General features: G+C 65.6%; 9 protein-coding genes. 4 read left to right on the forward strand and 5 right to left on the reverse strand.

All coding sequences use genetic code 11. The features are described from left to right. Position 1: 1 nt before the first annotated feature. Both M1P90_RS08125 and M1P90_RS08130 read right to left on the reverse strand, forming a co-directional pair. On the reverse strand, positions 2-1,999 hold the full coding sequence (locus tag M1P90_RS08125; RefSeq protein ID WP_483702104.1) for a helicase-associated domain-containing protein: 1,998 nt from the start codon (positions 1,997-1,999) through the stop codon (positions 2-4). A gap of 339 nt (positions 2,000-2,338) precedes the next feature. After that, entirely contained in the window at positions 2,339-3,310 is a 972-nt protein-coding gene (locus M1P90_RS08130) for an acetylxylan esterase (protein ID WP_483702105.1), read from the reverse strand. 202 nt (positions 3,311-3,512) lie between these two features. Between M1P90_RS08130 and M1P90_RS08135 the strand changes: the two genes are divergently transcribed. After that, entirely contained in the window at positions 3,513-4,445 is a 933-nt protein-coding gene (locus M1P90_RS08135; protein ID WP_483702106.1) for an aldo/keto reductase, read from the forward strand. Positions 4,446-4,641: 196 nt separating this feature from the next. Next, on the forward strand, positions 4,642-5,760 hold the full coding sequence (locus M1P90_RS08140; protein ID WP_483702107.1) for a Gfo/Idh/MocA family protein: 1,119 nt from the start codon (positions 4,642-4,644) through the stop codon (positions 5,758-5,760). Between the two features lie 199 nt (positions 5,761-5,959). On the opposite strand, the gene M1P90_RS08145 is transcribed toward M1P90_RS08140, so the two are convergent. After that, entirely contained in the window at positions 5,960-7,072 is a 1,113-nt protein-coding gene (locus M1P90_RS08145) for a PHA/PHB synthase family protein (RefSeq protein ID WP_483702108.1), read from the reverse strand. On the opposite strand from M1P90_RS08145, the gene M1P90_RS08150 reads away from it, so the two are divergent. Beyond that, positions 7,071-7,238, forward strand: a complete 168-nt coding sequence (locus tag M1P90_RS08150; RefSeq protein WP_483702109.1) for a hypothetical protein — start codon at positions 7,071-7,073, stop codon at positions 7,236-7,238. The genes M1P90_RS08145 and M1P90_RS08150 overlap by 2 nt on opposite strands. A gap of 121 nt (positions 7,239-7,359) precedes the next feature. Here the strand turns inward: M1P90_RS08150 and aceA are convergent, their stop codons facing one another. Further along, on the reverse strand, positions 7,360-8,637 hold the full coding sequence (gene aceA / locus M1P90_RS08155; protein WP_483702110.1) for an isocitrate lyase: 1,278 nt from the start codon (positions 8,635-8,637) through the stop codon (positions 7,360-7,362). A 134-nt stretch (positions 8,638-8,771) separates the two neighbouring features. After that, positions 8,772-9,065: a hypothetical protein gene (locus M1P90_RS08160; RefSeq protein ID WP_483702111.1), complete on the reverse strand. Its 294-nt coding sequence runs from the start codon at positions 9,063-9,065 to the stop codon at positions 8,772-8,774. A gap of 234 nt (positions 9,066-9,299) precedes the next feature. On the opposite strand from M1P90_RS08160, the gene M1P90_RS08165 reads away from it, so the two are divergent. Continuing rightward, on the forward strand, positions 9,300-12,587 hold the full coding sequence (locus tag M1P90_RS08165; RefSeq protein ID WP_483702112.1) for an AfsR/SARP family transcriptional regulator: 3,288 nt from the start codon (positions 9,300-9,302) through the stop codon (positions 12,585-12,587). Positions 12,588-12,663: the final 76 nt, after the last annotated feature.

Here is a 12,663-nt window from a genome sequence, read left to right on the forward strand (position 1 = left end):
CTCAGCTCCCGCCGGGCTGGCCGGCATCGTGTTCGGGTGGCGTCGCCGCCAGTTGCTCGCGCAGCCGCTCCAGCGCGGCCTGGCTGGCGCGGTGCGCGCGGTTGAGCTGCGGCTCGGGCAGCAGCCGGGCGACGCGCCGCCGCAGCGCCGCGCTGGCTGAATGCTCGGTGCCAAGCGCTTCGCACGCGGCGGCATAGAATTCCAGCGCCGCAACAATCACGCCCATATCGTGCTCGCGCAGGGGCGCGTGCGCGGCCTCGGCATCGCCAGCGACGCCATAGCCGGCATGGTGCAGGCGCTCAGCCAGGGCTGGCGCGTCGGCCTCGCGAAGGAGCCACGTTTGCGCATTTAAGGCTTCGGTGTGCGGCAGGCGCACGCGGCGGTCGTGGCGGATCTGCTCCAGCAGAAGTGGGTCGTCGGCGGCGAGCAGCGCGCCGCGCCGCAATGTCACGCGGCCATACTGGCCGGCCCAGTCGCGCAGCGTGGCGGCAACATTGGCGGGCATGCCGGTGGCGCTGTATTCACCCAAAAAGCGAATCATGTCGTCGGCCTGGATGCCGCGCTGCAAAGCCGATTGAATACTCCGCCGCGTGATGCGGTACGTTTCAACCGTTTGCGCGTCGGCGCGCTCGGCGATGCGGCCAAGCTGAAAGCGCGCATAGGGCGCAAGAAAGGGCGGCGCGATGATCTCGAAGTTTGGCTGCACCAGCAGCAGCTCGCGCGCTTCTTCGGCGGGCGGCGCGGCTCCGGCCAGCAAGGCCGCGCCCAGCGCATTCAGCCGAAACGCCACCGGCACGCCATTTTCCTCGCCCAGATCAACCAGGCCGAGCCAATGGAGCGTGCCTTCGACGATTGCGCGAAGCTGCTCGCCTTCCACCGCCGCCCAGTTGATGAAGCCATCGAGCGGCTGGCGCGTGCGGCTCAGCAGGCCCCATGTGTCGTAGCGGCCGTCGGGGCGCGCAAAATCGGGCGCGACCTGCCGCACCCGCGCGACAAATGCGTCGAGCGCGACCCACGTGCCGGCAGGAGCTTGCGCCACCAGCTCGAGCACGGCGCGCTTGGCGGCGGCGAGGTCGCGAAACATGCCGCGCTGAATCGCCAGACCCGCCAGCTGCACCAGTTCGTCCCAATCGGCCGCGCACCAGCCCTCAAGGAGCAGGCGGCTGCGCTCGAATGCGGGCAGTCGCAGCCATTCCAGCGCGGCGCGCGTGGGCCGCAGCGTGTCGTCGCCGCTGCGCTTGAGCAGGCCCGCGCCGCCGGCAACCTGGCGAACGAACTGCATGCGCAGACGCTGGGCGTCGGCGGGCAAGTTCAGGCGCTGGCCGATCTGCTTCAGCGCAGCGCGACTCAGCGCGCCGCCCGGCGTCAGGTCGAGTTTGCCATCCTGCGCGAGCGACAAAATCGCCAGCAGCATGCGCTCAGTGGCGCGCGCATCGCCCAGGACGATTGTGGGCGGCGCGGGCACTGCTTGCAGAGCAAGATCGCGCTCGGCGGGCGGCGCGGGCGGGAGCAGCGCCAGCAGGTCGTTGGGAATGGTGTAGGTGCGTCGCGCCTGCTCGGGCGCCTGGATCAGGCCAAGCAGCCACAGGCGCTCAGTTGGCGCGGCCGGGCGTTCCAGTGCCAGCAGGTATTCGCGCGGGTTGGGGTAATCGGCAATGGCGCGCACCGCACCGAACTCACGCTCAAGGATGGGCGCGGGAATGCTGCCGTTGTGTTGCTGCACCAGCGCCAGCGCAGCGCGCTCGCGCGGGCGCAGGCCCGCCAGCATGCGCTCAACCGCCGGCGCGCTGAGCATCGCGTCGGCCAGGATTTCGGCCGATTGTGCGGCCGGCTCGGGCAGCGCCCACAGCCGGGCAAGGGTTGCGCGCTCCGAGCCGCTGCGCGTTTCCAGCCAGCGCCGCAGTGTCGGCAATTGATATGTCAGCGCCTCGGTTTGCAGCGTGAAACTCCCGACTACACCGGCACGTTTCGCGCCTGTATTATAGGCGATTCGCAGCATAGTGGTCAACAGTTCGGCAGTCTGTTCTACCGAAGCTCGTATTGTAGCAGGTTTTGGCTGGCTCTGCCGGTAGGGGAAATGTGAGCCACAAAGACACGAAGGCACGCAGATTTTGGGATCATTTACCACAAAGACACAAAGGCACGCAGATTTTGAGAACATTTACCACGAAGACACGAAGGCACGAAGATTTGGGAACATTTACCACGAAGACACGAAGTCACGAAGGATATATTGCTCTTCATGCCTTCGTGCTACCAAAAACCAAACTTGGACGAAGGACGAAAGGCGAACGACCAAGATCATTCGCCCTTCGTCTTTCGTCTTTCGTCCTCGGTCCTAGCCCCACAGCTCGCGCAGGAAGCGGATCTGCGCCTGCTTCTGGAAGGTGCCGCCGCCCTCGTGGTGGTTGTAGCGCCAGTTCTCGATGTTTTTCTCACCGGCGTAGTGGTTGAATGCGGCATAGACCGTCGACGGCGGGCAGATTTCGTCCATCAGGCCGACCGAGAAGAGCGCCTTGGCGCGCGCGCGCGCCGCGAAGTTCACGCCATCGAAGTAGGCTAGCGTGCCAAACACCGCCGCCTCTTTGTCGCGGTGCACCATCAGGTAGCGCGCAATTTCCTGGTAGGGGTAGCCGTCGGTGATCTCGGTGGCGCGGCGGTAGTAGCACAGGAAGGGCACGTCGGGCATGGCCGCCTGCAAATCGGGCACCAGCCCGCTCACCGCCAGCGTGATGCCGCCGCCCTGGCTGCCGCCCGCCGCCGCGACGCGCGCCGGGTCGACAGCGGGATGGCTGCGCGCCGCCGCAACTGCGCGCACTGCGTCGGTGAATACGCGGCGGTAGTAGTAGGTTTGTGGCTTCAGAACGCCGCGTGTCATAAAGCCGGGGTGCTGCGGGTTGCCGCCGTCCATCTCGGGGTCGGGCGTGTCGCCCTTGCTCCACGAGCTGCCCTGCCCGCGCGTGTCCATCACGAAATGGGCGTAGCCCGCGCTGGCCCACAGCAGCCAGTCGGTGGCGAATCCGCGCCCGCCCCCATAGCCAAGATACTCGACCACGCAGGGCAGCGGCCCTGAGCGCGCGCGCGGCAGAACCAGCCAGCCCTTGACCGGCTGGCCACCATAGCCGTTGAAGGTCACGTCGAAGGTTTCGACCAGGCGCATGCCGCTGTCGAACGGATCAAAGCGTGCGTCGAGCGGGCTGCGCTCGGCATCGGCCAGGGTGTCGCGCCAGAAGGCGTCGAAGTCGGCCGGCTCGTCGCGCGGCGGGGTGTAGGCGCGCAGCTGATCGAGCGAGAGATCGAAGAATGCCATGGTTCCTCCATTCTGTTGCGGCTTGGCAACCCCAGGTGGGCGCGCATATAGTACCGCAAAAACGCGCGGCACCAATCGCGGGTGGCGGGCGAATTCAGGGGCCAAATTCTACGGCGGCGGAAGAAACTTGTAGTATGCTTAGGGCCTGCGTTTCAAGCTAGCGGAAAGCCGAGCGATCATGAAGTATGGGGCAATCCCTGGAGTGACAAAACCGGTTGCGCATGTCGTGCAGGGCACGATTATGCTCAGCTCTGCCGAGCGCGACCGCAGCTTTGAACTGCTCGACGCAGTGTTCGAGCAGGGCGGCACAACCTTTGACACGGCGCATGTGTATGGGCAGGGCGATGTCGAGCGCACGCTGGGCGCGTGGGTGAACGGGCGCGATCTGCGCGAGCGGGTGGTAATCATTGGCAAGGGCGCGCACCCCATGCAGGGCCGCCAGCGCGTCACGCCCGCCGACATCGCCAGCGACGTGGCCGAGTCGCTGGAGCGGTTGGGAACCGACTACATCGACCTGTACCTGCTGCACCGTGACGACCCGAGCCAGCCGGTTGGGCCGATTATCGAGGTGCTGAACGAGCAGCTGAGCGCCGGGCGAATCCACGCTTTTGGCGGCTCGAACTGGAGCCACACGCGCGTGGCTGAGGCCAACGCCTACGCCGCCGCGCACAATCTCACGCCCTTTGTCGCCAGCAGCCCGAACATGAGCCTGGCGGTGCAGCTCAAGGCACCGTGGGAAGGCTGTTTGAGTTTGAGCGGGCCGGATGGCGCGGAAGGGCGCGCATGGTACGCCGCGCACAACATGCCGCTGTTCACATGGTCGAGCCTGGCGGGCGGCTTTTTCTCGGGCCGCTTCAAGCGCGATAACCTGGACAGCTTCAGTACCTACCTCGACAAGCTTTGCGCCGAGACCTACGGCTCGGAAGAAAACTTTGGCCGGCTCGACCGCGCCACGCAGCTTGCCGGCGAGCGCGGAATTTCGGTGGCGCAGGTGGCGCTGGCCTATGTGCTGAGCCTGCCACTCGATATCTATGCGCTGGTGGGCTGCTGGACGGGCGCGGAATTCGGTGAGGCGGTGCAGGCTTCCGAAGTGCAGCTTACGCCCGACGAGCTGGCCTGGCTGGAGAACGGTTAGCTGGTTGCAGGTTCGCAGGTTTGCAGGTTTGCAGGTTTGCAGCCGAGGCGTATTGCATATGCCTGTTCGCAGGTTTGCAGGTTTGCAGGTTTGCAGCCGAGGCGTATTGCATACGCCTGTTCGCAGCTTATAGAAAACGTTCAACATGTAACTTTCAAACGTGGAACTATTTTCGTAGCGTAACAAAGGTGTTTAAATGAGCATCAAACCCGTCAACGTCGGCATCATTGGCTGCGGCAACATCAGCGGCATCTACCTTGAAGCCGGCCAGAAGTTCGACATCCTCAATATCGTGGCGTGCGCCGACATTGACATGGCGCGGGCCGAGGCGCAAGCCGCCAAGTACGGCATTCCCAAGGCGTGCAGCGTGGCCGAGCTGCTGGCCGACCCCACGATCGAAATCGTCATCAACCTGACCATTCCGGCTGCGCATGGCGACGTGGCGCTGGCTGCGCTCGAGGCCGGCAAATCGGTGTATAACGAGAAGCCGCTGGCGATTGAGCGCGACGACGCGCAGCGCATGCTGGCGCTGGCCGAGTCGAAGGGCCTGCGTGTGGGTTGCGCGCCCGACACCTTCCTGGGCGGCGGCCTGCAAACCTGCCGCGCCCTGATCGACTCGGGCGTGATTGGCGTGCCGGTGGCGGCCACCGCCTTTATGATGAGCCATGGCCCCGAGAGCTGGCACCCGAACCCCGATTTCTTCTACCAGCGCGGCGCCGGCCCGATGTTCGACATGGGACCCTATTACCTGACCGCGCTGGTGTCACTGTTCGGCCCGGTGCAGCGCGTAACCGGCTCGGCGCGCGTGTCGTTTGCCGAGCGCAAAATCACCAGCCAGCCACTCAACGGCACGATGATCGCTGTCAACACACCTACGCACGTCGCCGGCCTGCTCGATTTCGCCAGCGGCCCGGTGGCAACGCTCGTCACCAGCTTCGACGTGTGGTACGCCGAGCTCCCGCGCATCGAGATTTATGGCTCGCTGGGGACGATGAGCGTGCCCGACCCGAATACCTTTGGCGGGCCAGTGCGCGTGCGGCTGGCGGGCGAGAAGGAGTGGCGCGATATGGAGATCGGCCACGGCTACACCGCGAACAGTCGCGGCCTGGGCGTGGCCGATATGGCCTACGGCCTGCGCACGGGCCGCCCGCATCGCGCAAGCGGCGCGCTGGCCTTCCACGTGCTCGACCTGATGCACGCCTTCCACGATGCCTCGCTGGCGGGCAAGCACATCGACCTGACCAGCGGCTGCCCGCAGCCCGCGCCGCTGCCGGCGGTCTGGCCAGCCGACGTTGAGGAGCCGGTGGCGGTGTAATTCACGGGACGAAAGACCAAAGAAGGACGAAGGGCGGATGAGCGCCTTTCGTGACGAACGACCAAAGACGAAGGACGAAGGGCGGATGAGCGCCCTTCGTCCTTTTTGGCTTTATAGTGCGTAGTTCGTAGTGCGTAGAAGTTTGCTCGTGCCACCCCATCACTCCCATTCCCTATCCCCCATCTCCCATCTCCCGCCCTTAGTCCACCTCGTCGGGTTCGGCCGAGCGCGCGACCAGCCAGTCGGCCAGCTGCGGCCAGAGCTGGGTGGCGGCGTCGTGGCCGGCGACGATGCTGGTGTGGCCGCTGGGCAGCTCCAGAATTGCGCGGTCGGGGCTGGAAACCAGCTCGTTCAGCACTTTTGAGGATTGCGGCGGGCAGATCATATCGCGGGTGGCGACGACTGTGAGGAGTGGCGCTTCGATCTGGCTGAGATCGACGCGCCGCCCGCCGACGACGAGCTTGCCCTGCACCAGATGATTTTCCTGGTAGCACTCTTTGATGTAGGTGCGGTACGCTTCGCCCAGAAAGGGGATGTTGTCGTCGAGCCAGAACTGGAGCGCCAGGAAATCCTGCGCGGCCTCGGTATCGCCAAACTGGTCGGCCAGCGCGATCTGCTGCGCGATCTGGTAGGTTGGCTTCAGCATGCGGAAGCTGGCCTGCATCAGCGCGGCGGGCATTGCGCCCAGCGTATCAACCACCAGATCGACATTAAAGCGATCTTTGCGCGTCCACTGCGACATAATGCCGTCGTCGTGGAAGTCGATTGGCGCGGCGAGCTGCACGAGGTTGGCGACATAGCGACCGTATAGTGTGGCGAAAATCGCGGTGAAGGTGCCGCCCATGCTGTAGCCCAGCATGCTGATGCGATCTTGCCCGCTGATGGCGCGCACACGCTGCGTGGCACGGCGGAGCGCCCCGGTGATGTACTGGTCGAAGGTCGTGCTGCGGTCTTCCGGGCCGGGCGTGCCCCAGTCGATCAGAAAGACGTCGAGGCCGCGCCCAACGAGATATTCGACCAGGCTGCGGCCAGGAACGAGATCGAGCAGGTAGTAGCGATTGATCAGCGAAGGAACGATCAGCAGCGGCACCGGCGCGGGCTGCTCGTCGGCGGGGCGGTAGCGCAAGAGGCGCAGCTTGCCCTCGGTGTAGACTTCGTCGGCGGGCGTTTGGGCGACGCGCTGCGGGTCGGCGTGGAGCAGCAGCTTGTAGATTGCGCCAAAACGATCCTGCATCCGTTCCAGCTCGTGCTGGAGCGACTGCATCATGGCGCTGGTTGTGGCTGTGGGCAGCCCCCAGAGGCGTGAAAACATGGTGGCACCAGGCGAACAAGCGGTGCGCGGCAGCCCACGCGATCGGGAAGATCGCGAGTGTGCTCGCCGGCCCTTGCTGGGAACGATGCCAGCATACGCGACTCGCGCCTTCCTGTCAATGGCAGGGCTGCGCGCTGGCCGCCTGAGCGGCAAGCCGCCCGCGTAATATACCTGCGGTACTCAATTTTTCTTTGTATACGGTTTCTGCGCTACGCGCAGAAACCGTATACAAAATTGTGATGACCAAACCCTATTCCCTAAACCCTAAACCCTGCGCTGAAAGCGCACTAATGGAACTGTTCTTCCTCAGTCGAGCCGCTCAGCGCGGTGGTCGAGGCCGCGCCGCCCGCAATCACCTGGGCGACTTCGTCGAAGTAGCCGGTGCCGACTTCGCGCTGGTGTTTGGTGGCGGTGTAGCCATACTGCTCGCCCGCAAACTCGGCCTGCTGCAGCTCGGAGTAGGCCGCCATCCCGCGATCCTTGTAGCCGCGCGCCAGCTCGAACATGCTGTAGTTCAGCGCGTGGAAGCCCGCCAGCGTGACAAACTGGAACTTATAGCCCATTGCGCCAAGCTCGCGCTGGAACTTCGCAATGGTGGTGTCGTCGAGCTTTTTCTTCCAGTTGAACGACGGCGAGCAGTTATAGGCCAGCAGCTTGCCGGGGAACTGCTTGTGGATGGCGTCGGCAAAACGCCGGGCTTCGTCCAGGTTTGGCTCCGACGTTTCGCACCACACCAGGTCGGCAATTGGCGCGTAGGCCAGGCCACGCGCAATCGCCTGGTCGAGGCCGGCGCGCACCCGGTAGAAACCTTCGATGGTGCGCTCGCCCGTGCAGAAGGGCTGGTCGCGCTCGTCGATGTCGCTGGTGAGCAGATTGGCGCCGTTGGCGTCGGTGCGGGCAATTACCACGGTTGGCACGCCCAGCACGTCGGCGGCCAGTCGCGCCGACACGAGGTTCTTCACGGCCTGCTGGGTGGAGATCAGCACCTTGCCGCCCATGTGGCCGCACTTCTTCTCGGAGGCAAGCTGATCTTCAAAATGCACGCCCGCCGCGCCAGCTTCGATCATGGCTTTGGTCAGCTCAAAAACATTGAGCGGGCCGCCAAAACCGGCTTCGCCATCGGCCACAATCGGCGCGAACCAGTAGGTGTCGCCCTTGCCCTCGGCAGTCTGGATCTGGTCGGCGCGCTGCAATGCCTGGTTGATGCGCTTGACGACCTGGGGCACGCTGTTGGCCGGGTAGAGGCTCTGGTCGGGGTACATGTGGCCGGCGAGGTTGGCGTCGGCTGCGACCTGCCAGCCGCTCAGGTAGATCGCCTTCAGGCCGGCTTTGACCTGCTGAACGGCCTGGTTGCCGGTGAGCGCGCCCAACGCTGCGATGTAATCTTCGGTGTTGAGCAGCGACCACAGGCGCTCGGCACCAATGCGCGCCAGGGTTTGCTCGATCTGCACCGAGCCGCGCAGGCGCATAACGTCTTCGGCAGTGTACGGTCGCTCGATCCCCTTCCAGCGGGCATCGGACATCCAGCTTGCGGCCAGCGCTTCGGTTTGGTGGTTACGCGTCATTGCCCTACCCTTTCTCCATCAGCTTGCTACGTGTCGCAGGGATATAAGAGGTCTGGGAGAAATGGTGATCTCCCAGACCTGCCGATGTGCCTGTTGTGCGCGTGAATGCGGCATTTGCGGGGAAGTGGCGCGGCCTAGCTCTGGCGCGCGCGGTTGACGATTTCGCCGACGCCCTGGACGTAGCTCTGCCAGCTCTTCAGGCTCTGCTGGTACAGGTTGCGGTAGCCATGCAGCGTCTCGCTGGTGAGCTTGTCGGCCTGGGCGCGGGCGTTGAGGCCATAGTTCAGGCTCTGCTCGACGGCGTCGAAGGTGTAGGCAGTGCTGGTGGCAGCCAGATCGACCCAGGCGCGCCATGCCGTGCTGGCAGCATTCTCGGCAACTTTGAACTGCTCGCGGGCGGTCTGTTGAACGGTTTTGGTCTCGGCCATGATGAATTACTCCTGTCATATACACCCGCAGTTGCCTGCGGCTAAGCGTGTGTGCGTCGTTGCGTAAGGCCATGCTAGCGGCGCGCAGTTACAATCAAGTTCGGTTAGGCGGCGATTTGCTGCAAAAAAGTTACAGCCCTGTGCGCGCGCACAACACGTTGGCCGGGCTGGCTGAGCTTGTAACTTCTTGTGCTACAATACGCGCCAGCCGCCCTTTCTACCAGAATTACCGCCATGTTTGGGGATGATATTGTTGTCTATACCCGGCTGATGCCGCCGCGCCTGCCGCGCCGCTGGCTGCGCCGGCCACGCCTCGACCGGCTCCTGGCGAATGCCGTGGAGTACCCGGTGGCGCTGGTGAGCGCAAGCGCGGGCTACGGCAAGAGCAGCGCGCTGGCTTCGTTTGCGGCGCGCGGCGGCTGGCCGGTGATGTGGTATAGCATGGGCGAAGGCGTGGCCGACCCGCTCGTCTTTCTGCTGCACCTGACGCACGCCTGCCGCGCGCTGACGCCCCACGCCGGCGAGCGCACGATTGGCCTGCTGGAACAGCACAGCCAGGGCACGCAAGCCTGGACGCAGGCGCTCGACGCGCTGATCAACGACCTCACGCGCATGCTCGACGACGAGACGATTCTGGTGCTCGACGACTACCACGTCGTGGACGACCAGCCCGAGATTGGCGCGCTGGTCGAGCGCCTGATCATGCAGGCCCCGCCGCAATTGCACCTGCTGCTTTCCAGCCGCCAGTGGCCGCAGCTGGCTTCGCTGCCGATTTTGCAGGCGCGCGGCGAGCTGTTTGTGGTCGAAGAACAGAATCTCGCGTTTACGCAGGACGAAGTGGCGACGCTGTTTGAGGTGGACGACGACGACGACGCGACTGTGTCGCAGGCCGCGCTGGTGAGCGAGCAGACCGGCGGCTGGCCGATTGCGCTGCAAATGATGTGGCAAAGCGCGCAAAGCCGCAGCGAGGATGAGCGCCGGCGCGCGCAGGATGGTGGCGCGCCTGCTGCTTCCGCGCTTGGCGCGGCCTCGCCCTCGCAGGACGTGCTGTTCGCCTACCTGGCTCAGGAAGTGCTGGCTGCTCAGCCCGACGAGATCCAGTCGTTTCTGCTGCGCGCCGCGGTGCTGGCCGAACTTGCGCCCGCCACCTGCGACCGCGTGCTGGGCGTGCGCGACTCGGCCGAGCGCTTGCGCGGATTGTATCGGCGCGGCCTGTTCCTCACCGCCATCGGTGCCGATCAGTACCGCTACCATCCGTTGTTCCACGCCTTTCTGCAACAGCGCGCCCGCGCCGCCCTGCCCGACTGGGCTGAGCTGCATGCCCGCGCCGCCGCCTACTACCGCGAGATCGGTGCGGGTGAAAGCGTGCTGTACCATCTTAACGCCATGGGCGATAACGACGGCGTGGCAGCCGAACTGGCGCGGCTGGCGCAATCGTGGATTGACGAAGGGCGCTCGATCACGCTGATCGACTGGCTCGACCACCTGCCGCCCGCCGCGCTGGTCGCCCACCCTGAGCTGCTGGTTGCGCGCGGCGATGGCGAGCGCCTGCTGGCGCGCTTTGAAGACGCCCTGAAGTCGTATGCCGCCGCCGAAAGCCGCTATGCCGCGCTCCATGACCCGGCCGGGCAATCGCGCGCGCTGAAGGGCCAGGCGCAGATCTACCTCGACACCGTGCGCCCCGCGCCGGCCACCACGCTGCTGCGCCGCGCCTATAAGCTCCTGCCGCCCGAGCAGCTTGGCGCGCGCGTCGCCATTCTGCGGCGCATTGCCGAGAACCGCCTGAATGGCGGCAACCCGGCCCAGGCGCTGCGCCTGTACCGCCTGGCCGAGCGCATGAGCGGCGAGCCGCAAACCGACCCGCGTGTGTTTCTGCGCCTGGGCCAGCTCAACGAGGCGCGCACGTTTCTTGAGCGCCAGCTCCACGACGACCGAACGACGATCTACGCCCGCAGCGCCGAAGCCCACCGCGAACCAACCCTGCTGCTCTCGCAGATTTGCGCGCTGCTGGGCGATCAGGCCGCCGCGCTGCAGTACGCGCAGGAAGGGCTCGACGCCGCGCGCCAGCTTGGCTCGGCGCTCTCGGAAGCGGTGGCGCATATTCGCCTGGGCCACGCGCTGCAACTGCAAAGCCCGCCCGATATTGCCGCCGCCAACAGCCACTACCTGCACGCCATGGCCTTGGCCGATGCCTTCACGGTGCAGCGCAGCAAGGCGGCTGGCTACCTGGGCATGGCGCTGCTGCACGGCTTTCAAGGCGACCTTGACGCGGCGCGGGCGGCTGTGCGCGAAGGCTTGACCATTGTCGAGCGTACTGGCGACACCTGGACGGCCGCGCGCATGTGGACGGCGCTGGGCGCGATTGGTGCGTCGGCTGCCGCGCCCGAGGCGGGCGAGTGGCTGGAAGAAGCATGGCGGCGACAGGTGCAGTGCGGCGATGTCTACAGCCAGGCGGTCATTCAGCTGAGCTTTTCGATCTGGCACCACCGTTCGGGCCGGCTCGACAAGGCGCAGCACTACGCCCGCGAAGCCCTGCGCCACGCCTACCGCGGCGGCTACGCTGGCCTGCTCACCCGCCCAACGCTGTTTGGCCCGCGTGACCGCATGGCGCTGGTGCCGGTGCTGCTGGCGGGGCGCACGTTTGACGCCAGCAAGGGAGAAGGCGCGCTGCGCCTGTGGTCGCACGAGCTGCTGGCGCAACACTTTCCCGCCATCGCCACCGACGACGCGACCCAGACCTACCATCCCGGCTCGACATTGCGCATTCAGGTGCTGGAGCGGCTGCGCGTGTGGCGCGGCGGCGACGAGGTTGAGGCGCGCGCGTGGCAGCGCAAAAAAGCCCAGCAGATGCTGGCATTGCTGCTCACGAATCGGCACCGCTGGCTGTTGCGCGAACAGATCTGCGACTGGCTGTGGGCCGACGACAGCGAGGCCGACGCCGAAACGCAGTTCAAGGTGACGCTGAACGCGCTCAACGCCGTGCTGGAGCCGGCCCGCCCGCCGCGCACCCCCCCGTTCTATATTCGCCGGCAGGGCGGCGCGTACCGCTTCTGCCCGCCCGACGGCGTGTGGATCGACGTGGTCGAGTTCGAGCGCCAGCTCGACGCCGCCCGCAAGCGCGTGGCTGCCGGCGAGGGCGACAGCGCCGAGGTGCATGAGCAGCTGGCACTCGCGCTGAGCCTCTACCAGGGCGATTACCTGGGCGATTACCTGTATGAAGACTGGACCCGCGAAGAGCGCGAGCGCCTTTCGAACCGCTACCTTGAGGCCGCGACGCTGCTGGCTGAGCTGCTGCTCAAGCGCGGGCAGCTTTCGGAGTCGATCCGCTTCTGCGAGGGTATTCTCGCGCGCGACCCGTGCTGGGAAGACGCCTACCGCCTGCTGATGCGCGCCTACTCGCGCCAGGGCAACCGCCGCCAGGCGCTGGCCACCTACGAGCGCTGCGTGCGCAACCTGCGCGCCTACCTGGATGTGGCGCCGCTGCCGCAAACGACCAAAGTGTATGAAGAGGTGAAAACATAGGCCGGCGACAAGGAATGAACCACAGAGACGCGGAGGGTTACAGGTTGCAGGTTTGAAGGTTTGCACGTTGTAGGTT

Source organism: Kouleothrix sp. 19917 (genome assembly GCF_057073505.1).

Coding starts and splice junctions, on each gene's coding strand:
- M1P90_RS08125 (WP_483702104.1), bottom strand. CDS start 1,999: ATGCTGCGAATCGCCTATAATACAGGCGCGAAACGTGCCGGTGTAGTC.
- M1P90_RS08130 (WP_483702105.1), bottom strand. CDS start 3,310: ATGGCATTCTTCGATCTCTCGCTCGATCAGCTGCGCGCCTACACCCCG.
- M1P90_RS08140 (WP_483702107.1), top strand. CDS start 4,642: ATGAGCATCAAACCCGTCAACGTCGGCATCATTGGCTGCGGCAACATC.
- M1P90_RS08150 (WP_483702109.1), top strand. CDS start 7,071: ATGGTGGCACCAGGCGAACAAGCGGTGCGCGGCAGCCCACGCGATCGG.
- M1P90_RS08145 (WP_483702108.1), bottom strand. CDS start 7,072: ATGTTTTCACGCCTCTGGGGGCTGCCCACAGCCACAACCAGCGCCATG.
- aceA (WP_483702110.1), bottom strand. CDS start 8,637: ATGACGCGTAACCACCAAACCGAAGCGCTGGCCGCAAGCTGGATGTCC.
- M1P90_RS08160 (WP_483702111.1), bottom strand. CDS start 9,065: ATGGCCGAGACCAAAACCGTTCAACAGACCGCCCGCGAGCAGTTCAAA.
- M1P90_RS08165 (WP_483702112.1), top strand. CDS start 9,300: ATGTTTGGGGATGATATTGTTGTCTATACCCGGCTGATGCCGCCGCGC.